Source organism: Hephaestia sp. MAHUQ-44 (assembly GCF_023806085.1).
Taxonomy (GTDB): domain Bacteria; phylum Pseudomonadota; class Alphaproteobacteria; order Sphingomonadales; family Sphingomonadaceae; genus Sphingomonas.
Genome location: NZ_JAMSLX010000010.1, coordinates 25839 through 51139, shown reverse-complemented (window position 1 = coordinate 51139; position 25301 = coordinate 25839). Strand labels below are relative to the sequence as shown.

23 protein-coding genes are annotated in these 25301 nt (G+C 63.3%); 7 read left to right on the top strand and 16 right to left on the bottom strand.

Going from position 1 to position 25301, the window contains the following annotated elements; all coding sequences use genetic code 11:
- Window positions 1–71 precede the first annotated feature (71 nt).
- Together NFE57_RS11775 and NFE57_RS11770 are read right to left on the bottom strand one after the other, a co-directional pair.
- The gene (locus NFE57_RS11775; protein WP_252135779.1) at window positions 72–1319 is read right to left on the bottom strand and encodes an acyl-CoA dehydrogenase family protein; all 1248 of its coding nucleotides are present in this window, start codon (window positions 1317–1319) and stop codon (window positions 72–74) included.
- Between the two features lie 10 nt (window positions 1320–1329).
- On the bottom strand, window positions 1330–2199 hold the full coding sequence (locus NFE57_RS11770; protein ID WP_252135778.1) for a crotonase/enoyl-CoA hydratase family protein: 870 nt from the start codon (window positions 2197–2199) through the stop codon (window positions 1330–1332).
- 154 nt (window positions 2200–2353) lie between these two features.
- On the opposite strand from NFE57_RS11770, the gene NFE57_RS11765 reads away from it, so the two are divergent.
- Window positions 2354–3157 (top strand): crotonase/enoyl-CoA hydratase family protein, encoded by an 804-nt coding sequence (locus NFE57_RS11765; RefSeq protein ID WP_252135777.1) that lies wholly within the window; start codon window positions 2354–2356, stop codon window positions 3155–3157.
- A 104-nt stretch (window positions 3158–3261) separates the two neighbouring features.
- Here NFE57_RS11765 and NFE57_RS11760 read toward each other — a convergent pair whose 3' ends face one another.
- The 6 genes from NFE57_RS11760 to NFE57_RS11735 are packed head-to-tail and all read right to left on the bottom strand — an operon-like array spanning window position 3262 to window position 10043.
- On the bottom strand, window positions 3262–4467 hold the full coding sequence (locus NFE57_RS11760) for a CoA transferase (protein WP_252135776.1): 1206 nt from the start codon (window positions 4465–4467) through the stop codon (window positions 3262–3264).
- Window position 4468: 1 nt separating this feature from the next.
- Window positions 4469–5647: an acyl-CoA dehydrogenase family protein gene (locus tag NFE57_RS11755; RefSeq protein ID WP_252135775.1), complete on the bottom strand. Its 1179-nt coding sequence runs from the start codon at window positions 5645–5647 to the stop codon at window positions 4469–4471.
- Window position 5648: 1 nt separating this feature from the next.
- Window positions 5649–6848 (bottom strand): acetyl-CoA acetyltransferase, encoded by a 1200-nt coding sequence (locus NFE57_RS11750; RefSeq protein ID WP_252135774.1) that lies wholly within the window; start codon window positions 6846–6848, stop codon window positions 5649–5651.
- On the bottom strand, window positions 6848–8299 hold the full coding sequence (locus NFE57_RS11745; RefSeq protein ID WP_252135773.1) for a 3-oxoacyl-[acyl-carrier-protein] synthase III C-terminal domain-containing protein: 1452 nt from the start codon (window positions 8297–8299) through the stop codon (window positions 6848–6850). The genes NFE57_RS11750 and NFE57_RS11745 overlap by 1 nt, the downstream gene beginning before the upstream one ends.
- Entirely contained in the window at window positions 8296–9132 is an 837-nt protein-coding gene (locus tag NFE57_RS11740; RefSeq protein ID WP_252135772.1) for a MaoC/PaaZ C-terminal domain-containing protein, read from the bottom strand. Before NFE57_RS11740 ends, NFE57_RS11745 begins: the two co-directional genes overlap by 4 nt.
- Window positions 9132–10043: an SDR family NAD(P)-dependent oxidoreductase gene (locus tag NFE57_RS11735; protein WP_252135771.1), complete on the bottom strand. Its 912-nt coding sequence runs from the start codon at window positions 10041–10043 to the stop codon at window positions 9132–9134. The genes NFE57_RS11740 and NFE57_RS11735 overlap by 1 nt, the downstream gene beginning before the upstream one ends.
- Before the next feature lie 217 nt (window positions 10044–10260).
- Here NFE57_RS11735 and NFE57_RS11730 point away from each other — a divergent pair, with 217 nt between their 5' ends.
- Window positions 10261–11130 (top strand): SDR family NAD(P)-dependent oxidoreductase, encoded by an 870-nt coding sequence (locus tag NFE57_RS11730; RefSeq protein ID WP_252135770.1) that lies wholly within the window; start codon window positions 10261–10263, stop codon window positions 11128–11130.
- A 34-nt stretch (window positions 11131–11164) separates the two neighbouring features.
- On the opposite strand, the gene NFE57_RS11725 is transcribed toward NFE57_RS11730, so the two are convergent.
- On the bottom strand, window positions 11165–11881 hold the full coding sequence (locus tag NFE57_RS11725; RefSeq protein WP_252135769.1) for an SDR family oxidoreductase: 717 nt from the start codon (window positions 11879–11881) through the stop codon (window positions 11165–11167).
- A gap of 1 nt (window position 11882) precedes the next feature.
- Window positions 11883–12305 carry a GlcG/HbpS family heme-binding protein gene (locus tag NFE57_RS11720; protein ID WP_252135768.1) on the bottom strand — a complete coding sequence of 141 codons (423 nt, stop codon included), beginning with the start codon at window positions 12303–12305 and terminating at the stop codon, window positions 11883–11885.
- On the opposite strand from NFE57_RS11720, the gene NFE57_RS11715 reads away from it, so the two are divergent.
- The 4 genes from NFE57_RS11715 (at window position 12277) to NFE57_RS11700 (ending at window position 17716) form a co-directional block, all read left to right on the top strand.
- On the top strand, window positions 12277–14889 hold the full coding sequence (locus NFE57_RS11715; protein ID WP_252135767.1) for a TonB-dependent receptor: 2613 nt from the start codon (window positions 12277–12279) through the stop codon (window positions 14887–14889). The two genes, NFE57_RS11720 and NFE57_RS11715, sit on opposite strands and share 29 nt — an antisense overlap.
- Before the next feature lie 73 nt (window positions 14890–14962).
- Window positions 14963–16231 (top strand): spinster family MFS transporter, encoded by a 1269-nt coding sequence (locus tag NFE57_RS11710; protein WP_252135766.1) that lies wholly within the window; start codon window positions 14963–14965, stop codon window positions 16229–16231.
- Entirely contained in the window at window positions 16228–16989 is a 762-nt protein-coding gene (locus NFE57_RS11705) for an SDR family oxidoreductase (protein ID WP_252135765.1), read from the top strand. The genes NFE57_RS11710 and NFE57_RS11705 overlap by 4 nt, the downstream gene beginning before the upstream one ends.
- A 64-nt stretch (window positions 16990–17053) precedes the next feature.
- Window positions 17054–17716: a GntR family transcriptional regulator gene (locus NFE57_RS11700; RefSeq protein ID WP_252135764.1), complete on the top strand. Its 663-nt coding sequence runs from the start codon at window positions 17054–17056 to the stop codon at window positions 17714–17716.
- Between the two features lie 2 nt (window positions 17717–17718).
- Here the strand turns inward: NFE57_RS11700 and NFE57_RS11695 are convergent, their stop codons facing one another.
- The 6 genes from NFE57_RS11695 to NFE57_RS11670 form a co-directional block, all read right to left on the bottom strand.
- Window positions 17719–18690, bottom strand: a complete 972-nt coding sequence (locus tag NFE57_RS11695) for an alpha-ketoacid dehydrogenase subunit beta (protein ID WP_252135763.1) — start codon at window positions 18688–18690, stop codon at window positions 17719–17721.
- Window positions 18683–19672: a thiamine pyrophosphate-dependent dehydrogenase E1 component subunit alpha gene (locus NFE57_RS11690; protein ID WP_252135762.1), complete on the bottom strand. Its 990-nt coding sequence runs from the start codon at window positions 19670–19672 to the stop codon at window positions 18683–18685. The genes NFE57_RS11695 and NFE57_RS11690 overlap by 8 nt, the downstream gene beginning before the upstream one ends.
- A gap of 4 nt (window positions 19673–19676) precedes the next feature.
- Window positions 19677–19913: a biotin/lipoyl-containing protein gene (locus tag NFE57_RS11685; protein WP_252135761.1), complete on the bottom strand. Its 237-nt coding sequence runs from the start codon at window positions 19911–19913 to the stop codon at window positions 19677–19679.
- Window positions 19914–19968: 55 nt separating this feature from the next.
- Complete coding sequence (locus NFE57_RS11680; protein WP_353653916.1) at window positions 19969–20364, bottom strand: nuclear transport factor 2 family protein; 396 nt, start codon at window positions 20362–20364, stop codon at window positions 19969–19971.
- 25 nt (window positions 20365–20389) lie between these two features.
- On the bottom strand, window positions 20390–21874 hold the full coding sequence (locus tag NFE57_RS11675) for a flavin-containing monooxygenase (RefSeq protein WP_252135759.1): 1485 nt from the start codon (window positions 21872–21874) through the stop codon (window positions 20390–20392).
- Window positions 21875–21965: 91 nt separating this feature from the next.
- On the bottom strand, window positions 21966–23297 hold the full coding sequence (locus tag NFE57_RS11670) for a spinster family MFS transporter (RefSeq protein ID WP_252135758.1): 1332 nt from the start codon (window positions 23295–23297) through the stop codon (window positions 21966–21968).
- 239 nt (window positions 23298–23536) lie between these two features.
- On the opposite strand from NFE57_RS11670, the gene NFE57_RS11665 reads away from it, so the two are divergent.
- Entirely contained in the window at window positions 23537–25267 is a 1731-nt protein-coding gene (locus NFE57_RS11665) for a thiamine pyrophosphate-binding protein (RefSeq protein WP_252135757.1), read from the top strand.
- The last annotated feature ends 34 nt before the right edge of the window (window positions 25268–25301 follow it).

Sequence of the window (25301 nt, the reverse complement as noted above, 5' to 3'; positions counted from 1 at the left end):
GATCCTCCGGCCAATCCCGGGCGGTTCGACTGCATCGCATATGGTGAATTCGAACTTGCGCCGCCGGTGTGTCATTCAGTGGTCGGATAAAGCGCCAGTTCCTTGCGCGCGATGACCCGGGAATGGACCTCGTCCGGCCCATCGACGAGCCGCATCGTCCGCATCTTGGCGTAGCTTGCCGCCAGCCCGAAATCGGCGGCCACGCCGGCACCACCATGCGCTTGAATCGCATCGTCGATCACGGCCAGCGCAACGCGTGGTATCGCGAGCTTGATCATCGAGATATCGTGTCGAACGTCTTTGGCATCGTGATGGTCCAGCAGATCGGCGCATCGGAGCGTGAGCAGACGGCTCATCTCGATATCGGTGCGCGCGCGGGCAATGCGTTCCTGCCAGAGCGAATGCCGATCGAGCCGTTTGCCGAACGCGGTTCGTGACTTCAATCGCCTGCACATAGCCTCAAGCGCGGCCTCTGCCGCTCCGATGGTACGCATGCAGTGGTGGATACGGCCTGGCCCCAGACGCCCTTGGGCGATCTCGAATCCACGCCCTTCTCCAAGGATCAGGTTTTCCGCGGGTACCCGGACATTCTCGAGCAGGACTTCGCCGTGGCCATGCGGCGCATCGTCGTAGCCAAAGACCGTCAGCATCCGCTCGATCGTAATTCCGGGTGTATCGCGCGGGACGATGATCTGGCTTTGCTGGGCATGCGGCGCGGCATCCGGGTCGCTCTTGCCCATCACGATCAGCATCTCACATGCGGGGTCGCCGACACCGGTCGACCACCATTTCCGGCCGTTGATGACATAATGATCGCCATCGCGCGTGATCGTGGTCTCGATATTCGTTGCGTCCGAACTGGCGACCGCGGGCTCGGTCATCAGGAACGCCGAGCGGAACCGACCTTCCATAAGCGGACGCAACCACCGCTCCTGTTGGGCGAGCGAACCATAACGCAGCATCAGTTCCATGTTGCCCGAATCGGGAGGGGCGCAGTTAAAGACGCGCGACGCGAATTCCACGCGGCCCATCAGTTCGGCCACGGGCGCATATTCGAGATTGCTGAGGCCCGGCGTTTCGAAAACGAAGCCGTTCGCGGCATGGGCGAGGGCGGCTGGCGGCATGAACAGGTTCCATAGACCTGCTTCCTTTGCACGCGCTTGCAACTCGTCGATCAGGGGCGCCTGTCGCCAACGCGTCTCCGATGCCGTTCCCTGTTCCCGGTGATAACGGTCGATGTTCGGATAGACCCAGTCGCGCATGAAAGCGGAAACGCGCTCGACCCAGTGGAGCTGTCGATCAGAATAACGAAAATCCATGGGAAGCCTTTCAGTAAAAACGGGTGTTGAGCGGATCGGGCCAGATGTCGGGCAAGCCGTCGGAAACCTTCTCCTCGAAACGGGGATCGCGCTTTTCCAGAAAGGCCTGGACGCCTTCTCGCGTATCGGGGGCCCCGCCACGCGCCTGCATCGCCCGGCTGTCGACGCGATGTGCCTCCATCGGGTGCGCGGCGCCGAGCATGCGCCACATCATCTGGCGGGTAAGCGACACCGCGACGGGGGCGCCGGACGTGGCGATCTCCTGCGCCAATGTCATCGCGGCGGGCATCAGGTCTTCCGGTGCGTGCAGCGCGCGGATCAGCCCCGCCTCGAGCGCTTCATCGGCACGCACCATCCTGCCCGCCATTGTCCATTCGAGCGCACGCGATATGCCAACGATACGGGGCAGGAACCACGACGATGCGGCTTCGGGAATGATGCCACGCTTCGTGAAGACGAAGCCGAATTTCGCGTTGCTGCTTGCGAGGCGGATATCGGCGGCGAGAAGCATGGTTGCGCCCACGCCCACGGCGGCGCCGTTGATTGCGGCGACCACCGGCTTGAGGCTGTCGAAGATGCGCAGCGCGGCGACGCCGCCGCCATCGCGACTAAGGTCGCCGTAGCGAAGTCCGGCACGGGCAGGGTCGTCGGCAAGCCGCTCGAACGCCGCATGCCCGCTCGAAATATCAGCCCCCGCGCAATAGGCGCGGCCCGATCCCGTGAGGACGACGCAGCCGACCCGATCGTCGGCATCACTTCTGTCGAAGGCAGCGACAAGCTCGGCCATCATCGCGGTGTTATAAGCGTTCAGTTTGTCAGGCCGATCGAGCGTGATCACCGCAACCCGCCCGTCGACCTCATAGCGTAGCGTCTCGAACATGGCAGCCTCCAATTTGATACGCCTATATTGCATGCAATATTGCGCATCGTCGATGCGGAATGGCTTGTCCATAGCGAAATTTGGATGCAAGTGGCGGTGGTGTGCCGGCGAGGCCGGCGCTGTACCTCATTGCTGAGATACGAAGGAGGAAATCATGAGTGATATCGTGCGTGTTGAGCGCGAAGATACGACGGCGATCGTCACGCTGAACCAGCCCGAAAAACGCAATCCGATTTCAGGGCTCGCCATGATCGATGCGCTTGAGGCCACGATGCGCGCGCTTGACGATGATCTGACGGTGCGCGCGGTGATTTTGACCGGGGAAGGGACGGCCTTCTCTTCGGGGGGCGATCTGAACGCGATGGTCGCGCCCAAATCGAGCCTGCGCGACCCCGTGCCGGCGCAGACGCGGCGTAATTATCGTGCCGGCATCCAGCGGCTGCCGCTGCTGTTCGAGGCGCTCGAGGTGCCGGTGATCGCTGCGGTCAACGGCGCGGCGATCGGCGCGGGGTGCGATCTGGCGTGCATGTGCGATATCCGCATCGCCGGCGAGCGCGCGAAATTTGCCGAAAGTTTCGTCAAATTGGGAATCGTGCCCGGCGATGGGGGCGCGTGGCTGCTGCCGCGGATCATCGGTTTTGCCAAGGCAAGCGAGTTGGCGCTGACCGGCGAGATGCTCGATGCGACGCAGGCGCTGGCATGCGGACTGGTGTCGCGCGTGGTGCCGGACGACGCATTGATGGCTGAGGCGCGTAGCATCGCAGCGAAGATCGCGGCGAACCCGCCGCACGCCGTGCGTATGACCAAGCGGCTGCTGCGCGAAGGACACCGGGCGACGCTGGCAAGCATCCTTGAACTCTCCGCAGCGATGCAGGCGCTGGGGCATGCAACCGCAGACCATGACGAAGCGGTGCGTGCGTTCATCGAAAAGCGTGCCCCGACTTTCACCGGCGCTTAGCCCCGATGCTTGAAACCGCACGCGCCTCGTGCGCGTGCGGCGCTGTTATGCATCGCGCGGGTTGAGCAATAGCGCCCTATGGGGCGAGCGCAGTCCACCGCCGGTCAGCCGAGCGCGACGACTCCGGCCCCGGCAAGGGCGTGGATTTCCGTATCGCTCATATCCAGACGCTGGGCGAGTATTTCACCGGTGTGCTCGCCCAGTCGCGGGGCCCGCTGCGGGGCTCCGCGCTCGTGCGACGGCAGCGTCGCGAACGGTCCCGGCGCTGGATAATCGAGCCCGCTCGCGTTCGCGGTCTGCCCGAACATCGGGTTTTCCCGTACCAACACGGGATCGGCGGCGGCTTGGGACATCGTTGCATAATCGCCGAAGCAGCCGCCGACAGCCTCGAGCGCCGTTTGCAGCGGCGCATAATCCCAATTGCGCACCTTCGCCTCGACCAGCGGGAAAAGCGCGTCGCGGTGATCGAAACGAACGCCTTCGTCGGTCGCGAAGGAAACGCCGCGTTCGGCCTCGATCGCTGCCACCTGTTCGCCGATGTCCAGCACCGCGACCAGGCCGCTCCATTGCCGCGGGGTGATCGCCATCAGCATCAGGCGCCGGCCGTCGCGCGTCTCAAAATCGCGGCCGAACGCTCCGTAGACGGTGTTGCCGAGCCGAGGGCGGTCGTGCCCTTGCTGGATCACCTCGGCGAGCATGCCGAGATTGGCGACGGTGCCGATCGCCACGTCGGCCAGCGGGATACGTACTTCCTGGCCGCGCCCTGTCACCGCGCGGTGCTGGATAGCCGCGAGCATGGCGAAGGCGGCATAGGCGCCGCTGAGCAGATCCCAGGCCGGCAGGACATGGTTGACCGGCGTGTTCCCGAGGTCGGCCGGGCCGGTCATGCCGGGAATGCCGATCGCCGAATTGACGGTATAGTCGAGCGCGGGGCCGCCATTGGCCTGGCCCATGATCCGCACGGTCACCAGATCGGGTTTGTATGCCGCAAGCTTCTCGTGCGCGAGGAAGCCGGCGACGGGGAAGTTGGTGATGAACTGCCCGCTCGAGGCCGCCAGTCGTTGCATCAGCGCGCGACCTTCGGGCCTGGCGAGATCGATCGCGACCGATTTCTTGGCGCGGTTGAGGTTCTCCCAATAGAGGCTGGAGCCGCTTGGCCCCTTGGGCCAGCGCTTGAAATCGGGACCGCCCCCGATCTGGTCGATACGGATCACCTCCGCCCCCATCTGCGCAAGATAGAGGCCTGCCGTCGGTGACGCGACGAAGGACGATGCTTCGATCACGGAGAGGCCGGAGAGCAATTGGTACATGTCAGGCCTCCGCCGCTTCGCGGAGCAGCCGTCGGGCGATCACGAGTTGGAGCACCTGCGTCGTCCCTTCATAGATGCGATAGACCCGCGAATCGCGAAAGAAGCGTTCCGCCTCATACGCTTTGAGATAACCGGCCCCCCCGTGGATCTGGACGCACCGATCGGCGATGCGGCCGCACGCCTCCGATGCGAACATCTTTGCGCTTGCGGCCTGTACGGTGACGTGTTCCCCGGCATCAATCCGCCGACAGGCATCGGCGATCATGCATTCGGAGGCATAGATTTCCGCCTCGCTGTCGGCGATCATCGCCTGGATCAACTGGAAGTTGGCGATCGGTTCGCCGAATGCCTGACGCGATCGCGCATAAGCGATCGCGGTGTCGAGAATGCGCCGGGCATAGCCTGCACTGGTCGCCGCGATCGACAACCGGCCATTATCGAGGCTTTCCATCGCGGCGGCAAAGCCGGTGCCTTCGACATCGCCCAGCAGAGCGCTGTGGGGGACGCGGACATTGTCGAGGATGATGTCGGCGATCTGCGAGCCCGCCTGACCCATTTTCGCTTCGGGCGGGCCGACCTGAACGCCGATGCTATCCATCGGCACGAGGAACGCGCTGATATGGGCGTTGCGTGGTAAGCGTTCGGCGCTGGTGCGCGCCAATATCAACGCGAGGGTCGCGAAGGGAGCGTTGGAAATGAAGCGCTTGGTGCCGTTCAGCACGTAGCCATTCGCATCGCGCGTTGCGCGGGTTTGTAGCGCGGCAACGTCGGAACCGGTGTCGGGTTCGGTGAGCGCGAAGCACGCGATCTCGCCGGCAGCCAGCCGCGGCAACCATTGCGCGCGCTGGGCTGCGGAACCATGGTTGACCAGCGCTGCACACACAATCCCGACATTGATCGAAATAACCGAACGGAATGCCGGCAGGCCATAAGCGAGCAGGCGAACAGCTTCGACATATTGTGCGACGTTCATCCCCGCGCCGCCATATTCGGGGGGGATGGTCAGCCCGAACAGCCCCATATCGCGCATTTCGGCGAGGATCGGTTCAGGAATAGAGTCACCGGCGATCACCTCCGGCTCGGCCGGGATCAGCCGGTGACGTACGTATTTGTCCAATTGCTCTGCGAACGTCGCGAACGATCCCGCGTCGATCCCGCCATGATGGTCGGCGTCAGCCATGCTAAAGCCCGACGATCGCGACTGACGAGACGTTCTGGATCGGCGAACCGCCGAGATTGTGGCTCAGCGCGAGCGCCGGAGGATCGCGCCGCTGGCGCTCGCCCGCGCGGCCGAGCAACTGGAGGTAGTTTTCGTAGATCATCCGCAGGCCGGAAGCGCCGATCGGATGCCCGAAGCATTTCAACCCGCCGTCGATCTGGCAGGGAATCCGGCCGTCGGCATCGAAGAAGCCGTCGCGTACGTCCTTCCAGCCTTCCCCTTCCCGGGAAACGAACAGATCTTCCATCGTCACCAGTTCGGTGATCGAGAAGCAATCATGCACTTCCATCAGGTCGATCTGGTCGCGCGGAGCGTTGATGCCGGCCTCGTCATAGGCTTTCGCCGCCGCGACCCGCGTGGTGTGGAAATAGCTGCCGTCCCAGCCGCCGCCTTGCTGCAATTCCCAGCCGTTGGAGGAGGCAACCTGGAGCGCCTTGACGAGCACCTGATCATGCTTGCCCAGGGCGCGAGCGATGTCGGGCGTGGTGACGATCGCGCACGCCGCCCCGTCCGAAACGCCGCAACAATCATAGAGCCCCAGCGGTTCGGCGATCATCGGCGCGTTCAGCACCGTATCGATATCGACCCGGTTACGAAGATGCGCTTTGGGATTCCTTGCGCCATTATCGTGGCTCTTGACCGAGATGTGCGCCATCGCGCGCTTGAGGTCGTCCTTCCCCACGCCGTGTTTGGTACGATATGCCGCCGCCAGCTGAGCGAAATTTCCCGGCGCCGAACCGGTCACGCCGACCATGTCGAAGGTCGAGCCCCGGCTGCGCACCGGCAGCCCGCCATAGCCCGTATCCTTAAGCTTCTCGACGCCCATCGCGAGCGCGATATCGGCGGCCCCCGATGCGACCGCATAGACGGCGCCACGAAAACTTTCGGTGCCGCTGGCGCAGTAGTTTTCGACCTTGGTCACGCCGATATTGGGCAGACGCAACGCGATCGAAAGCGGAATACCCGACGGCCCGATATTGATCGCGTCGAATGCGACCCCCAGCCATGCCGCATCGATCTGGCTCGTTTCGATGCCCGCATCGGTGATCGCTTCTTCGAATGCCTCTACCATCAGCGTGTCGGCATCATCGTTCCACCGTTCGCCGAAACGGGCGCACCCCATGCCGAGGATGGCCACCTTGTCCTTGATGCCGCGCGCCATCATTGACCTCCTTCGATGAGCGGTGTCGCTTTCCAGAAATATTTGACGAAGCCGCGATTCCGATCGAGCGCCTTGATGCGGAACACCATCCGCATCGGCCGCCCGACCTCGATATCGTCGCCGGTGACCTCGGCAAACTCGGTCACCAGCCGACCACCGCCATCAAAGTCGATCGTGCCGTAATAAACGGGGGGATCGGGCGAATAGCTGAGTCGATCCGCGGTGTAGGTGACGACGCGCGCTGCCTTGTCGGCGAGCGGATAATCCTCTTGCGTACCGATCGTGCGATTGTTCGGATTGACGCCGATATCGCTTTTGGGAAACTGGACCGTGCCGGTTTCGGTGCAGCGCCCGCCGACCAGCCCCAGCGTCGTCCGGCGATGGCGATAGAGTGTCGTGCCTGGCTGCTTCTCATCCATCTCCGCGCGCATGCCGCGTTCGACCTCCAGCAACCCGCGATGGAACAGGAAGCGCATGTAATTGAGGTCTTCCTGACGGTCCGCCAGATGTCCTGCAACGCCACGCCGGCCCGGCAGGCGTGCCAAGGCTTCGGTCGTCTCGAAAATCAGGACATCGGCGCCCTGACCGAAGCCGGCGACAAGGATGCGTTGGCCTGGGGCCGCGACTTCCAGCGCGGTGGCCAGCATCAGCAATGGATGGGCAGCGCCGGTGTCGCCTACCGTGGCGGACAGCGTGTCGGCTACTGCTTCGGGACGAAGGCCGGTCTTTTTGGCGACCCCCGCCGCGGCCCCGCGGGCGCAAACCGCGATGATGGCATGGTCGATCGTCTCGGGTGCGATCTGCGCGGCGTGCAATGCGGCAGTGATCGCCCCGCCGAGGATGCCGGTATAGCCTTCGTCGCGGACCCAGCGACCCTCCCAATGGTAGTCGAAATCAGCAGCGGCGCTGCGGAAGTGATCGACGAAATCGATCGTGACACTGTGGCTCGCGATCAGTCGCGCGATCACATCTCCTCGGCCGACAAGGATCGCGGCAGCGCCATCACCGTGGATCAACTCGGCCTCTGATGCGGCGGGTGCCTTGCGCAGGTCGGCCGCGATGCACAGGCGGGAACGACTGCCTTCGAGCGCCGCGAGCAGCGCGCTGGTACCCGCGCGGAGACTGCCGGTCGCGTCGGAGGCGGCGGTGGTGTCGGCAAGCGCCAAGGCTTCCTTGACGATACCGGCGTTGAGCCGATCGGCAAACGGCAGCGTCGTCGATGCCAGCGTCACCCCGGCAACCGCCGCGCGATCGACCCCGGCCAGGCAGTCACGCGCGGCTTCGACCGCCATGGTGATCGAGTCCTCGTCCCAATTCGCGATCGCGCGCTCGCCTTTGGCGAGCCCCTTCAGCCCCGGCGCATACCATTGATTGGCCGCATATATTGCTGCGCGTTGCAGACGACGGCGCGGGATATAGGCGCCAAATGCAAGAATGCCGGTTTCAGTCATGCGAATTCCGCCAAGCCATGAGTGAGCACGCGTACGTTACGATCGACCACATGGGATTCGAACCGCACGCGCGTGTCGCCGTCACGCCAGAGGCGCGTTTCGATCGTCTCGCCGGGATAAACCGGCGCGGAAAAGCGCGCATCGAGGCGAGTCAGCCGCACGGGATCATTGTCCACCACCGCCCGAAGCACGGCCCGGCCCGCCACGGCATAGCTGCACAGGCCATGCAGGATCGGCCGTGCGAAGCCCGCCGCACGGGCGACCTCGGGATCGACGTGGAGCGGGTTGGTGTCGCCCGACAGGCGATACAGCAGCGCAAGGCCGGGTGTGGTCGGGAGTGTAATGACCCAATCGGGCGCACGATCGATCGCGATCGGTGTCGGGCGGGGGATGGCGGCGCCCGCGTTGCCGCAGCCGCCGTCTCCGCGCAGAAACGCGGTCCGTCGATCGGTGGCGTAGAGCACGCCGTCTTCATCCTCGATGGTGCGCGACACCAGCACCACGGCGCCCTTGTCCGGGCCCTTGTCTTCGACACCTTCGAAGCGCGTGCGGCCGACGAAACGGCCTTCGGCGGGCAGCGGGCGGTGGATCGTGACGCTTTGTTCACCGTGGAGAATGCGCGGCCAATCGACCCCATAATCGGGCTGCTGCCAGAAAAATCCGGGGTAGGTCAGGACGACCGCCATCGTGGGCAGGGCTTTCAGGTCGGCTTCATAGGTGAAGGCGATCTCTTCAGCGCCGACCCCAAGCGCGTAGAGGATCGTGTCTTTGCACGTTAGTTCCTGCCGCGTTTCGATCGGTGCGCGCGCGACAAGCGCATGCGGATCGAGCATTAAACGGGGTCCCATGGGAAAATGTCGGTTGAGCGCTCCATGCCGTAAAAGCTCGAGCGAAACGCGGGCAGCAGATCGCTGGCGATGGTTTCCGCCGTCCAGCCCTCCGCCCGATGCAACGACCGGATCGGCCGCGGCTTGGAAAACAGGAAAATCTCGTTCTTGCGGACCGCGAAAATCTGGTTGGTGACGTCGGCCGATACATCTGATGCGAGAAAGGCAACCAGCGGCGCGATTTTGTCGGCGCTCATGCTTTTCATCCGTTCGACACGCGCGATCTCTTCGGGCGTGGTGGGGGGGATCGTCGCGATCATCCGACTCCAGGCGAACGGCGCGATACAGTTCGAACGGACACCTGAGCGCGCCATATCGAGCGCGATCGATTGCGACAGACCGACGATACCCATCTTGGCCGCGGAATAGTTCGACTGGCCGAAATTCCCGATCAGTCCGCTCGTCGAGGTGAAATGGATGAAGCTTCCCGATCCCTGGTCGCGAAAATAGGGCGTCGCTGCCTTGGACACGTTGAACGCGCCGTTCAGATGAACATCGACCACCGCGCGCCAATCTTCCAGACTCATCTTGTGCCAGATGCGGTCGCGCAGGATGCCCGCGTTGTTCACCACCGCATCGATTCGGCCGAAACGTTGCACCGCCTCGTCGATGATGGAGGTGGCTCCCGCCGGATCGGTGACGCTTGCGGTGTTCGCATGGCCTCGGCCTCCGGCCGCTTCGATGTCGGCAACGGTTTGCGCGGCTGGTCCTGCGTCACTGCCGTCGCCTTCGGATGAGACACCGGGATCGTTGACGACGACGGCGGCCCCTTCGCGCGCGCAGAGCAAGGCGATCTCGCGACCGATCCCCCGGCCCGCGCCCGTAACGGCAACCACGCGCCCCTCTAGCATCCCCATACAAACCCTCTCGAACGGTGTTGAACCTGACGGCCAGTGTCATACGCCAAGACATTTTGCATGCAAGATGGATTTTGCGCGCTTGTCGCAAACTGCGCGAAATTAGCCAATATGTTTTGAATCTCAGCTGCGTTAATGTAAGGGCTGCAGTCTATCAATGGGCATGTTGCATGCAATTGGTGCGGTAGTGCGTTTCTCTGTTTGCGAGGAGGATCTGATGGCTGACACGACGGCGGCAAGGGGCATGCGGTTCAAGGGGCGGGTCGCCGTCGTTACCGGCGCCGGCCGGATCGGTGGAATCGGCGAAGCGATCGCCCAGCGCCTGGCCGCCGAGGGGGCCGATCTGGTCCTCGTCGACCTCTGCCCCGATCGCCCCGACACACCGCGCGAGCAATTTGGCAGTTGGGATGAGTTGAACGAGGTCGCCGAACGCCTGCGTGCCACCGGCGGGCATGTCCTGCCGGTCAAGGCGGACGTCACCGACGAGGCGGCAGTCGCCGATTTGATGGCGCAGGCCGAGGCCGTGCGGGGGAGGATCGACCATCTGTTCAACAACGCGGGCGGTGGCACCGGCGCCGGTCCGGTCGATCGGACGCCGGTCGCGGCGCTCGACCGGGGAGATTGGGACTATACGATGCGCCTGAGCCTCGATTCGGTGTTTCTCTGCTCAAAGCACGCCGCGCCTCGCATCGCCCGGGCGGGGGGCGGTTCTATCGTCAATACCTCCTCAATCTCGGCACACCATGGCGTCGAGGGGATGTCGGCTTATGCGGTCGCGAAGTTCGGCGTGATCGCGCTGACGCGCAATCTGGCGGTAGAACTGGCGCCGCTCAACATCCGGGTAAATGCCTTCTCGCCCGGGATGACGTTGACGCCTTACGTGCGGCAGCGCTTCGATTATCTGGCGTCGCACGATCCCAGCCGCACCGCGAAAGAGCATTTGGAGCATTTCGCGTCGGCGCGTATTCCGCTTGGTCGCGGGGCAAGCCCGGAGGAGATGGCCGCGGTCGCGGCGTTTCTCGCCAGTGACGATGCGAGTTACGTTACCGGCCAGACGCTCCAGGTCGATGGCGGTATGCGAGTCTAGGTGCCGTAAAGTGCGGGTGTCGTGGGCCTTGACTCTAAGCCCAGGTGTCGCCGAACGCAGTGGCGTTCAGTCGCCGCCCTGAAAATATGCCGGAACGGTCATCGGCAAGACGGGCGATCGCCTCGGCGACGCGATCGGCCGAGATCGTCGCTTCGCCCTCCCTGGGCACGATGCCGGCCTGCGCCAAGCCGGGCGTTTCAACGAACGCGCCCGGCGTGATCGTACTGGCAAAGATGCCGCGCGGCGCGAGTTCGACTGCCACGCCAGCGACCCAGCGGTCGAGTGCGGCTTTCGACGCGCCGTAGAGCGCAAAGCCGCGCTGGAACGGATCCGACGCCGCCGTCAGCAGCCCGCTACCCGATGTAAGGAAAACCAGCGTACCGCCATCGCGCATCATGGGCGCTGCAAGCAGCGTCAGGCAGGCAGCCGCGCGCAGGTTAACCGCCATCACGCGATCGAGATCGGCGATACCGGTTTCTTCCAGGGCGAGCTGCGGAAACAGCGCGGCGCAATGCACGGCCGCATCGAGGGGGCCACGTGCCCCCGCGCGCGCAATCGCGGCCGCGAGCGCATCGTCGTCGGTAACATCGACCGCGACGGGCACTGCTGATCCACCCGCCATCTCGGCGGTGCGTGCCGCGGCATCCCCATCGATGTCACAGCACGCCACCTGCCAAAGCCGCGCCGCCATTGCGATCGCCGTCGCGCGGCCGATTCCGGCGCCTGCACCGGTGACGATCGCCTGGCGCAACTCAGCCCGCGAGCGCGGCGAGTGCGGCTTCAGCCACTTGCATATCCTGATCGTAATGGCCGCCGCTGACGCCGATGCCGCCGATGGTCTGGCCATCTTCTGAAATCGGATAGCCGCCACCGAACACGACGAGACGGGGCGTATGGACAATGCCGTGGAGGAGGGGCGGGTCCGCCTTGATGAAATCGAACCAGCCGTGCGTGGGGATCCCGAAGCTGACGGCGGTGTAAGCTTTATTGGTGGCAATCTCGACCGCCAGCAGCGCGGCGCCGTCCATGCGTCGGAATGCCTTGAGAGTCCCTGATTCGTCGACGATCGCGATCGCCATCGGAACCCCGATCTCGAGGGCTTTCGCCGTTGCCGCTTCGATCAGACGGTCGCTCGCCGCTTGTGTGATGGACAGCCGGGACACTGCATTAGACATTGATCTACCCTCTAAAGTTGCATGCATAATTGTCGTAAAACCGGTCTTTTCAACCAAAATCACCGATGCAATAACCTCTATTGCATCCAACTGGACGTCTGTCTATGCCATATCGCGCAAGCCGGGGGTCCAGTTGGAGATCGCGGCGATTGGGACTGGGAGGATGGTAATGAAATCGTTCGGTGTAGGTGCGCTTCTCGTGACAACGAGCCTGTTTGGCCTCGCGCAATTGGCCTACGCTCAGGATGCCGTCGTCGAATCTTCGCCGACGGGCGATGCCGGGCAGGCGGGCGCGCGCGATGGTGAGATCATCGTTACCGCCCAGCGTCGCGAGCAGTCGATGCAGAACGTGCCGATCGCGATCTCGGTCATTTCGTCGGATGGCCTGGATAAAAGCAATTTCACCACCATTGCCGATGTGCAGTTTCTTTCGCCCGGCGTGAATTATAACGCGAATTTCGGCGGCGGTTTCAACGTTCGCGGCGTCGGGACCCAGTCGTTGTTGATGTCGTCGGAGCAATCGGTGGCGCTGGTCATCGATGACGTGATCCAGGGACTTCCCGAAGTGTCCTTTGCTGGCCCGAGCTATCAGTCGCTCACCGATATCGAGCGCATCGAGGTGTTGAAGGGGCCGCAGGGTACGCTGTTCGGCAAGAACAGTTCGGCCGGCGTGATCCACATCGTCACCGCCAATCCCAAGCTTGGCGTTCGCTCGCTCGATGGGTCGCTGTCTTACGCCACCAAGAACGAAGTGAACGCGCAGGTCGTGACCAATATGCCGATCGGCGAGAACGCCGCCTTGCGTATCGCCGCCGGCGTCCAGCGCCGCGACGGCTTCGTGAAGGATCTGTATTCGGGCGAAGATCATTGGGCGTATCAACGGTATTCGGTGCGCGGCAAATTGCTGTGGCAGCCCACGACCGATCTGAGCGTGCTGCTCGGTGGCGAGTATCGTTACCTCACCGACAATGCGAACGGCCTGTGGACGCTGCGCGAGTGCGGCAGCGGTTTCGGCACGTTCATGCCCTGCCAGATCAATGCGGCGTATGGCGTCGTGGCCGGCCCCAAAAATCTGAACGTCGCCACCGACGGGCGGAGCGCGACCGAGCAGAAATCCTATTCGTTCACCGGCAAGATCGATTATGATCTGGGCGGCGCGACGCTCACGTCGATCACCGCGTATCGCGATCTGCTGCAGCCGATCAGCCTCGATACCGATGCCACGCCGCGCCCGGTCTATTCGCGAAACGAAAACGTCTCCGGCGGTACGCAGTTTTCACAGGAACTGCGCGTAAACGGCGAAACCGGTATCCTGAATTACACGCTGGGCGGTTTCTATTATGACGCGCGCCCGTATCAGAAGGGCTTGAACGGCGGCACGCTCAACCTGCTGCCGGATGGCTCCTCGACCTTGCTCACGTTCAACGCGATCGGCCCCTACGCGAACCAGGGCTATGGCTCTTGGGTCAAGGCCAAGCTCAAGAGCTGGGCGATCTTCGGTCAGCTCGAAGCCGAGGTCGTGCCGGGGCTGACGCTGATCGGCGGCGGCCGCTACACCAACGACGATGTTACTCAGCGGGTCGATTATTTCGACGTGCCCTGGCTCTGCCGCACTGCCTATGCCTCGGGCTCGAGCTGCCACGGCCTGCCGTTGCCGCTCACTTCGGGCGATACCCGGGTCAAGGCCAACAAGTTCACGTACAAGGGGACCGTGAAATACGACATCGCCCCCGACGTCAACGTCTACGCGACCTATGCAACGGGTTATAAGGGGCCAATGGTCTCGCACCCCTCTAACCAGCCACAGATCGCGCTGCGTCCGGAACTGTCGAAATCATACGAAATCGGCCTGAAGGCCCAATTCTTCGATCGTGCGGTGACCTTCAACATCGACGCGTTCCAGGTCGATTACGAAGATTTCCAGGGCCAGCAGCGTGTCGGCGTCGCGCCGATCTTTTATTATACGACAACCAATGCGGGCGGCCTGCGCACCCGAGGTATCGAGGTGGACACTGCGTGGCGCGTAAACAGTAAGTTCACCGTGGCCGGAAATCTTGCCTATATTCCAACCAAATTCACCGAATTTGCGGTCCAGTGCTACGATCTTTTCACCAATCCGGCGACCACGCCTGGGAAGTGCAACTATGTCCAGCCCGGCATGCCCGCGGGGACGCCGCCGCAGTTCAACGCCGCGGGTTATCCGCTCGTCTATTCGCCCAAGTGGACATGGGGTGTCACGGCCGACTACGAGACGTTTATCGGCAACGACCTGATGTTCAATGCGCATGCGTCGTGGAACAATCGCAGCAGCACCTATGGTGTCGTGGCCGATCCGAACAGCATCAATCCGGGCTATGGGTTGCTCAACGGGCAGTTGAGCATCGGCAGCGCGGACAAGAACTGGACGCTCGCGATCTTTGCCCGGAACCTGCTCGACAAGCATTTCGTCGGCGGGATTTTCCGTACACCACTCGATTCCGGGACGAGCAACTCCACGCCTTTCTCGACCATCGGCTATTCGAATATTCCGGCGCTGGATTCGCAACGCACAGTGGGCGCGAAGCTCAGCTTCTCGTTCAACTGAGCTGAAGTCCGTGGGTGATGCGGCTCGGCCTTTGGAGGCGTTGAGGCAGGAAGAATCCACAAGCACGCGGTGGATGGTCGGCTTGCTGACCGTCGGCTTCGGGCTCAACCTGCTCGATCGCCAGATTATCAATATCCTGGCCGAGCCCATCAAGCGCGATCTTGGTTTGGCCGACTGGCAATTGGGGGCGCTCAGCGGGCTGTCGTTCGCGCTGCTGTATAGTGTTGCGGCGTTGCCGATTGCCCGCTTCGCCGACCGATCCAATCGCGTTCATGTGGTCGGTGTCGCGATTCTGGTGTGGAGTTTCTTCACCGCCGCTTGCGGGGCCGCGTCGAACTTCCTTCAGATGCTTGTACTGCGGCTCGGTGTGGGGATCGGGGAGGCGGGGGGCGCGCCGCCATCGCAATCCCTGATCGCGGATCGGTTTCCGCCGCACAAGCGATCAGGCGCGCTGGCGATCTTTGCGATCGGGGCTCCGATCGGAGCTGCGGTGGGCCTGATCGCTGGGGGGATGCTCGAAGGGCTGATCGGTTGGCGCTGGACAATGGTGTGTGCCGGGGTTCCGGGCCTGCTCATCGGCGCACTGGTTCTTACCACGCTGCGGGATCCCGGCCACAGTGCGCCGAGGGAAGGAGAGGCCGTATCGTCGCTTTTCGTCGCGCTGGTTATGCTGTTGTCGCGGCGCACATTCCTGCTGATGGCGCTCGGATCGGCGCTGCTCAGTTTTTGCAATTATGGCGCGATGGCGTTTGCCGGATCCTATTATCTCCGCAACCATATGGCCGAACTGACGCAGATCGGGGCGATGATCGGGCAGACGCCGCTGGGCGTGATCGGGCTCGGTCTCGGGCTGTTCGGTGCGGCGGGGGGCGCGTTGGGCGCGCTGGTCGGGGGGCGTTTGGGCGATCGCCTGGGCACGCATAGTCTCCGCGCGCTGGCATTGATTCCGGCCGCGGGTTCGCTGCTCGGTACGATCAGCTACGTGGCGATGTTCTCGGTGCCAAGTGCGGCGGCCTCGCTCATCATCTTCGCGGCGGCCGCATTTTTCACGAGCCTTTGGTATGGGCCGGGCACGCTGGCGATACAACGGCTGGCAGGAACGCGGATGAAGGCGACGGCGCTTGCCGTGGCATTGTTCCTCAACAGTGCGATCGGCTTGAGCCTCGGGCCGTTGTTGATCGGCGCCGCCAGCGACGCGCTGGCGCCAGGTCTGGGGGCGGGCGAGGGGTTGCGAATCGGCATCCTGATCGGAATGTCGGGCGGGCTTGTCTCGACGCTGCTGTACTGGTGGGCAAGCCGGACGATCACCCACGAAATTCATCGGGTGGAGGAGGCGACATGAAAATCGAAGCGAGTGGCGTCATCATCGCCGGGGGCGGATCGGGCCTGGGGCATGCGAGCGCAGTTGCGCTCCGCGATGCCGGTGCGCGCGTCGCGGTGCTCGACATGAATCCGGGCGCGTGGGACGGCGCCTATGCCGAAGCCGATGTTGCGGATGAGCATGCGGTGGAGCGCGCCTTCGATGCGCTGGCGCCCCAGATCGGCGCGCTTCGGGTCGTCCTCAATACCACGGGAACCGGCCACTCCGGCCTCTCGGCGGGGCCGGGGCGCACCGTGACCGCGGCCGGTTTTCGTCGGGTGCTCGATGTCAATACGCTGGGCAGCTTCATCCTGGCACAAGCGGCCGCCGAACGGATGATCGGCAGCGAGGCCGATGATCAGGGCGAGCGCGGCGTCATTATTAATACCTCGTCGATCGTCGCGCAAGAGGGGCAGATCGGTACCGCCGCTTATGCCGCGGCCAAGGGCGGAATCGATGCCATGACGCTACCGCTGGCGCGCGAATTCGCGCGCTACGGGATCCGCGTTCTGACGATCGCGCCCGGCATCTATGAAACACCGATGTTTTCAAATGCCAAGGGCCCGATGGTCGATTGGTTGCGCGAACAGGTGCAATTCCCCGATCGGCCCGGCCACGCCAGCGAGTTTGCAGAAGCCGTGATGCATTTGATCCATAATCGCATGTTCAACGGAACGACTCTGCGGATCGATGGCGCCTATCGGGTGCCGCCCGGGCGCAGCGACTGGTGGGAAGGCTGACGTCTCGACGACCGCCAATCTGTGTCGTAGGGGATGGAATTGACCTGTATCCGAGGGGTGGGCAATGGCGAAAGCGGTGGACAGCGCCTATCGCGCAATTCGCGAGGGCATTCTTGCGGGTACTTTCGCGCAAGGCTCGCATATTACCGCGCGCCAGCTTGCTGAAGCGACCGGGCTCAGCCGCACGCCCGTGCGCGAGGCGATGCGCCAGCTTGATGCCGAAGGGCTGATCTCGCTGATACCTAATCGCGGTGCGTTCGTTGCCAGTTGGACCGAAAACGAAATCGAGCAGATATACGAGTTGCGGGTGCTGCTGGAGAGTTTCGCGGCGCAGGTTGCCGCCCAGCGCATCGACGACAGCCAGCGTGCCGAACTTCAGGCACTCTCCGACGAAATGAATGCACTCGTCGCGCAGCACCCGGTCAATGTCGAAGCGATCGCCGCGGTTAACGACCGGTTCCACAAGGGCGTTCTGGAAGCTTGTGGCAATCCGAGGCTGCGCGATCTGTTGGGCGCGATCACCGAAGTCCCTCTACAGCTCAGCACCTTCAGGCTGTATTCGATCGAGGAGCTCCGGCGCAGCGCCGCACAGCACGCGGAGCTGGTTGCCGCATTGACGGTGGGTGATCCGGATTGGGCGCGCAGCGTCATGACCGCGCACATCCGATCGGCGCGTCATACGCTGTTACACTCGGCGCCGCAGGTGCCGGTCGAAGCCATCGGTTAGATTTACAGTATCTTGCGGACAGCGGCCGTGATGATTTCCTTTGTCGGATAGAGCTGCTTCTCGACGGTTGGATTGTAGGGGATGTGGATCGCCGGCGTCGTGACGCGCTGGATCGGTTTGCGCAGGCTTTCGAACCCTTCCTCCGACACGATCGCTGCGATTTCCGACGCGACACTGCCGGTCCGATGCGAATTGTCGACGATGACGAGGCGGCCGGTCTTCGCAACCGAGGTCAGAATCGCTTCCTTGTCCATCGGCACCAGCGTGCGCAAATCGACGACTTCGGCATCGATCCCTTCCTTGCCCAGCAATTCCGCCGCCGCGAGGGCAGGGGGCAGCGAGCCGGCGAAGGCGACGATCGTGACGTCCGAACCGATGCGCTTCACGTCGGCTTTGCCGATCGGGACGAGAAAGTCCTCGTCGCAGGGCACCTCTTCCTTCTTGCCCCACAGATTGATGTCTTCGAAAATGACCACGGGATCGTCATCGCGCACCGCGGATTTGAGGAGCCCTTTCATGTCCGATGCCGTTGCCGGCGCGACGACCTTGAGGCCGGGGGTGTTCATGAACAGCGGGTAGGGCCGGTCGGCGTGTTGTGCCGCGGTACGGTTGTTATAAAAAGTGCTGAGCCGGACAACGAACGGCACCTTAAGCTGGCCGCCGGTCATGAACCGCAGCTTGGCGGCCTGGTTGATGATCTGGTCCGACGCGAGATAGGCGAAGCTCGCTATCGTCAGGTCGACGATCGGGCGAAGCCCCGTCAGCGCCGCGCCGACGCCGACGCCGGTAAAGCTGCCTTCGGAAATCGGCGTGTTCCAGAGGCGGCTCTCGTCGAACTCGTCGAACAGCGTCTGCGCGCCATAAACGGCGATATCCTCGCCCATCAGAATGACGCGGTCGTCGCGGCGCATTTCCTCGCGCTGCGCTTCCACGATCGCCTGAATGTACGAGAGCTTCCGGGTTGAATTACGCATTCGAGGGGATTCCTGCGTGAGCGGGGAAATGGATGGGGTCGCTGTACATGCTGTCGACGAGGTCCTGCATCACCGGCTCCGGGCTGTCCTTGGCGAATTGGACGGCGTCCTCGGTCAATTTGGCGACGCTGGCCTCGATCTGCTCGACCTCCGGCAGCAGGTTGCGTGCGACGAGCACCGCGCGATAGAGCGTGATCGGGTCCCGGTGGGTCCGGTGATGCGCGATCTCCTCTTCGCTGCGATAGCGGATCGGAATCGCGAGTCGATTGGAATGCTCGTCGAAGCGATAGGTCTTGGCTTCGATCAGCGTCGGCCCATGGCCGGCGCGTGCGCGCTCCACGGCGAGCCGGGTTGCATCGTACACCGCCTCGGCGTCCTGGCCGTCGACATTCACGCCGGGGATGCCATATCCGTCGGCGCGGCGGGCGATGTCGGGCTGGCCGTGGGATTTTTCGACCGATGTGGTCACCGCATAGCCGTTGTTTTCGCAAAAGTAGATGACCGGCAGTTTCCAGATCGCCGCCATGTTGATGCTTTCGTGGAAGGTGCCCTGATTCGTGGCGCCATCGCCGAAAAAGCACAGGCTGACCTGATCGGTCTTGCGCACCTTGATGCTCAGTCCGGCGCCGGTGGCGAGCGGGAATCCGCCACCGACGATCGCGGATTCGCAGATCAGGCCCTTGCTGGTGTCGGTGAGGTGCATCGAGCCCCCGAGCCCTTTACAGATGCCCGTCCGCTTGCCGAAAATTTCGGCCATGAGCGGCAACACGTCCGCTCCCTTGCCGATCGGGTGACCATGCGATCGGTGCGTGCCCGTGACGTAATCGTCATCGCGCAGCGCCATGCAGGCGCCGACGATCGCGCCTTCCTGGCCGATGCTGAGGTGACCCACAGGGTAGTGCGCGATGATCGCCTCTTCGAACTTTCGGATACGGAGCATCCGGGTGAAGAGTTCGAGTTGTCCGGCACGATCGAGCGTCATGACCTCATTCCTCTATCGTGGCGATTTCGACTCCGACATCGACCTCGGCGTCTTCTTCAAAGAGAATCTGCGATAGCGTGCCGCTGACCGGCGCCTCGACTTCGACGGTCGATTTGGCCGTTTCGATCTCGACCACCGCCTCGCCGGCCTCCACGCGGTCGCCGACGCTTTTCAGCCATTTGACGATAGTCGCTTCCGAAATCCCCATGCCGACGCTGGGAAGGTGAACGCTGACGGCCATAGATAAAGTCTCCGGTGATTGTATCGTGTTCTGCGCTTCCGGCCAGCACCCCGGCTCAGGAACGGTAAGCGAAGTCTGCGGGATTGAAGTACATCCAGTATCGGCGGATCGTGCCATCGTCGTTGAACTCGAAGTTCGAGCACCCCGGTGCGACGATCGGCTGCCCCTGGAAGGTGCCGCGTATCGTCCATGTAATACAGGCGAGCGGCGGTTCGATGATCATCAATTCGAACTGGCGATTATAATCCACCAGCGCGCCGAAGGCTTTGCGTTCGATATCCCGCTCGCTGTCGCGGCTGGGAAAGTGCACGCCGTTGCGCCACCCTTCGACATCGGCCGCCATCAATGCATCGATACGCGCGCTCGTCGCCTCTACGGTCGTATTGACCCGATCGTTCTCTGCTGCGTTCAGCGCGCGGAGGGTCTGTTCGATCTTTGCCCGGCTAATCATCTGTCTCTCCTGTCGCGTTGCGCGGTTACCGCGTCTCAAAATCCTGCATGCGCGGGGCAGCCATCTCCTGGACAAACCGGTCGTAGGAGAAGGTCCACGACGTGGGCACGCCCTTCTTGTCGAGATACCAGCTGTCGCATCCCGTAACCCATACGGTCTTGCGCCCGGCCGCCTGTCGCTCATCCTCGAAGGCGCGCAATGCCTTGCCGGTGACGCACACCTCGCGATAATCGCCGCGGATCAGGCCGTCGATGACCTGCATGACATAGTCGGCCTGGAATTCGGACGTTTCGATGGCGGAGAAATTGCCGAACGGGCTGCCGGGGCCATTGACCATGAAGAGGTTGGGGAAATCGGGGACCGATACCGAAAGATAGGCCTCGGGACCCTCGGCCCACGCGTCGTCGAGGTCCCTGCCGCCGCGCCCGATCACCTTGGTTGGCCGAATGAAGCGATCGACATGGAATCCGGTTGCGAGCACCAGGATATCGAGCGCGTGCAGCACGCCGTCCGCGGTGCGCACGCCCTCCGGTTCGATCTCTGCGATAGGCGCCGTCACCAACGCCGCATTGGGCTGCTGGATCGCCTCGTAGAAGCCATCCGACATCACGAGCCGTTTGCAGGCCGCGCGATACGCAGGAGTCAGGCGGCGGCGAAGGTCGGGATCGCGCACCGTTTCAAGGTGCTCGCGACACAAGCGCTCGATAGCGGCAAGCTGCGGTGAATCGGCGTCGATCACCGCTGTCGCATAGCCGTCGACGGTTTTGCTGCGAAGTTCGTCGACAAGCCGGTCCAGGGCGGCGGGATCGGCGCGGAACAGCGCCTTTTCCGTATCCGAATAGGCCGGGTTGGGGCGGTGCATCACCCATTGCGGCGTGCGCTGGAACAGGCTGAAATGCCCGGCGCGCGGGACCAGTGCCGTAACGAGTTGGGTTGCGGTCGAGCCCGTTCCGACGACGCCGATGCGCTTGCCGTCGATCGGCACGTCATGATTCCAGCGTGCCGAATGAAAAGCGGTGCCTTCAAAGGTCTCGATGCCCTTCAGCGCCGGAATATTGGGATGATGGAGCACGCCGGTCGCGACGATAACGACGGCGAAACGGTCACGATGCCCCGCCGCGGTGGTAAGGGTCCACGCGCCATTGTCATAATCGAGCCGTACGACCTCATCGTCGAAGCGAACGCGCGGCAATACATCACGGTCGCGCGCGACGCGCTCGAAATAGTCGCGAATCTTTGGGCCGGGCGCCATCAGATTGTCCCAATCGGGATTGCGCGCGAAGGAATAGGTGTACCAGTGCGCCGCCACGTCGCACGCCAGGCCGGGATAGGTGTTTTCACGCCAGGTTCCGCCGACACGATCGCCCTTTTCGAACACCGTGACGTCGACACCGCGCTCGATGAGTTTGATTGCCGAAAGAATGCCCGCCATTCCGGCGCCGATCACCGCGGCACGGAATGGCCCGTTGTCCGCCAGGCCGGATTTGGTTGCGCTGTTCGAGACGTCCACCCGTTCACTCTCCGTTATCGACCTGGTTCGGCGCGCCGAATGCCTAACCTGATTTTCTCAGGCAATGCAACATTGCATGCAATTCTATATATCAGGTATCGAGCACGGCTTCGGCGCGCAAGCGGGCCTGCTTCAAGCCGAGGGCGAGCAACAGCGACGCCCCGCCGAGCGCGATCGCGCTGGTCGCTGCGAGCGATTTGCCGATCTGGGCCGGGCCGCCGAACACGTAATCGGTCATCGCCGCAGTGGCGATCGGCGCGAGGCCGAGGCCCAGCACGTTTACCACGGTGAGATAGATCGCTCCCGCCTGGCCGCGCATCCGATTGGGCGTCAGCGCTTGCACCATTGCGCCTTGAACCCCGCCGATCATGCTCGCGGTGAACATGCCGCAACAAAACAAGGCGATGGCAAGCGCCGGCTGCGGGCAGAGATAGGCGCCCAGGAAAAATGGGCATTGCAGCGCGGCGATATACAGGCCCGCCCGGACCGGCGCTGCACGATAACCGGCCTTTTGCATGCGATCTGTCCATATGCCGCCCACCAATGCCCCGCTCGTGCCAAGGATGCCGAATCCGGCGCCCATCAAAATCCCGACCTGCGCGATGCTGAGGTGGTGCACCCGCATGAAATAGGTCGGGCCCCAGACGGTGAAGGCATAGTTGCTGATCGCGAAGCCTGAAAATCCAAGAAAGATGGTAACGAAAAGCCGGCGATGCGTCCGGAAATAGGTTGCCGCGTCGCTGGACCGGGCTGGCAATGCGCCCGCTTTCCGGCGCGGCGGATCGCGCAGCGTGGCATGGATCAGCAGCGCGACCAGCAGCCCGGGCATTCCCAGGCCGATGAACAGCACCTGCCACGGCGCCAGCGACCCGACAAGCGGCAGTGACGGCTGGGCCCGTGTTGCCCAATCGAGAAGCAGGCTGCCGAGATAGACGCCTAATCCGCCGCCGATCGTCGAACCCGAGGCGAAAATTGCCATGGCAAGGCCGCGCCGGTGTGGCGGGAAACTGTCGGGGATGGCGGAATAGGCGACGGGGTTCACCGAGGCCTCGCCCACGCCCACCAGCATGCGTCCGACGAATAACTGCCAGAAATTGGCGGCGAGGCCGCAGCCGACCATCGCCATGCTCCAGATGCCGATGCCCAGCGTCAGCGCCGGAGGGCGGGCGTTGCGATCGACCCAGCGACCGAACGGGAAGGAAAAAACAACATAACAGACGACAAAGGCAAGGCCGACCAGCGCACCGACCTGCGTATCGGTGAGGCCCAAATCCTCGCGGATCGGGTCAACGACGAGGCTGAGTGCCATCCGATCGACGAAGGCGAAAATATATGCCAGCGTGAGCAGGCCGACGCTGAAATAGGCATAGCGCCGCGACGGGTATGGTGGTGCGTTGGCCGTGATGGCATCCGTCCCGGACATCGCTTCCCCTCTCCGCTTTTCAATGGGCCTTAAAACGAACGATCTGCATGCATAATAGAGATTCGACGTTCTGGCCGTCGATTTTTACCACCAGGCGATGGCTCGTAAAGAGGCAGAAAACGATCAAATTATCGTTTCCGTCTTAGTGCGCCACGTTAAAAATGCATACAATATTCTTGTGTTGCAGAGCGGGTGGGCATACGTACAGGCTAACCAATCAAGCGGGAATGGAGAGAGAGATGACGAAGAAGCGCGCCGCCGGTGAGCATGTTGCGGCCGCCCTTGCCGGCCTGGGGGTCACGGAAGTTTTTGCGCTGCACGGCAGCCATCTCGATCCGCTGTTCATGGCGTGCGAGGAATTCGGTATCCAGTTGACCGACACTCGCCATGAAGCCTCTGCCGGTCACGCGGCGGACGCTTATGCCCGCGCATCGAATGGCAAGCTTGGCGTCTGTGCCATCACCGCGGGCCCCGGCTTCACCAATGCCCTGACCGCGATCACCAACGCTTATCTCGACCGCATTCCGACGCTGTTCATCGCCGGCGCGGCCCCTGTTCGCGAGGCCGAGGGTAACACGTTGCAGGGCGGTTTCGACGCGGTGGCGATGGCGCGCCCGGTAACGAAATGGGCGCAGCGGGTGGCAGAACCGGGCCGTATCGTCGAATATGTGCGTCGCGCTGGCGAGATCGCGCTGAGCGGTGCGCCGGGGCCGGTGTTTCTCGAAATTCCCATCGACGTCATGTTCTGGCCGACCGACGAGGCGGTGCCGGACGTTGCGACGTGGAAGCGGGCCGCCCCATCGGCGCCGACGGCTGAGGCGGTCGCGGCGGTGATCGACATGCTGCGCACGGCCGCGCGGCCCGTAATCATCGCCGGCGGTGGCGCGGTGCTGACCGATTCGGGCGATCGGTTGCGGCGGCTCGCCGAACGGATCGGCGTTCCCGTGATCGCGGGGCAAAAGGCGCTGGGCATCCTGCCGGACGATCACCCTTATTATGGTGGCGCGGCGGCAGGGCTGGCCGCCGCTGCCGGTGCCGGCGCACCCACCGATGCCGTATTGTTGCTCGGCGCGCGCATGGGGATGTTCCTCGGTGGCGCGATGGGCGCCATCATTCCGCCGGTAGCAAGTGTCGCGCAGGTCGAATCGAACCCTGAGGAAATCGGACGGGTGCGCATGGCCGACCTGCCGATCGTCGCCGATGTCGGTGTGACACTCGACGCACTGCTCGCGGCGACGGAGGGGGAGGCCTGGCCGAAGCGCGAGGCATGGGCTGCTCAACTGCGGGGTTTCCGTGCCAACGCGCGCAACGCCTTCGCCGATGCGCCGCTCAACACCCGTCCCGGTATGATCCATCCCGGCCATGCGGTGGCAGCAGTGATGGATAATCTGCCAGACGGCACGGCCGTGGTTGCCGACGGCGGTGAAGCCGGCAACTGGGTCGGCGATCTGGTGCGCTCGCCGGGTGCGGGCCAACATTTGCGCTGCGGTTATCTCGGCTGCCTCGGCATCTCGCCGGGCTTTGCGATCGGTGCGGCGCGCGCCAATCCCGGCAAGCCGGTGGTCTGCTTTGCTGGCGACGGCGGGGCGGGCTTCAACATCCAGGAACTCGACACGATGATGCGGCATAAATTGCCGATCGTGACGGTGATCCTCAACAACGCCGAATGGGGTATGTCGCGCAATGCCCAGAATCTGCTGTACGGCAAGAACCGCGAGGTGATCGTGGCGTTGCACGATACCAAGTACGAAACCGTGGCGCAGGGCTTTGGTGTCGAAGCAACCCGGATCGATCGCTACGAGGATATCGCGCCGGCTGTGAAAGAGGCCTTTGCGTCGGGCGAGCCGCGCCTGATCAACATCATCATCGATGCTGCGGTTATGCATCCGCGCACGCGGATGATGGTGGGCGATACGAGCGGCAGCGACGGTGTGCCGATCCCTTATTATGCGAATATTCCCAAAGGCTGAGGTCGAGGATCTGGTTAATGCGCGACCGGGGGAT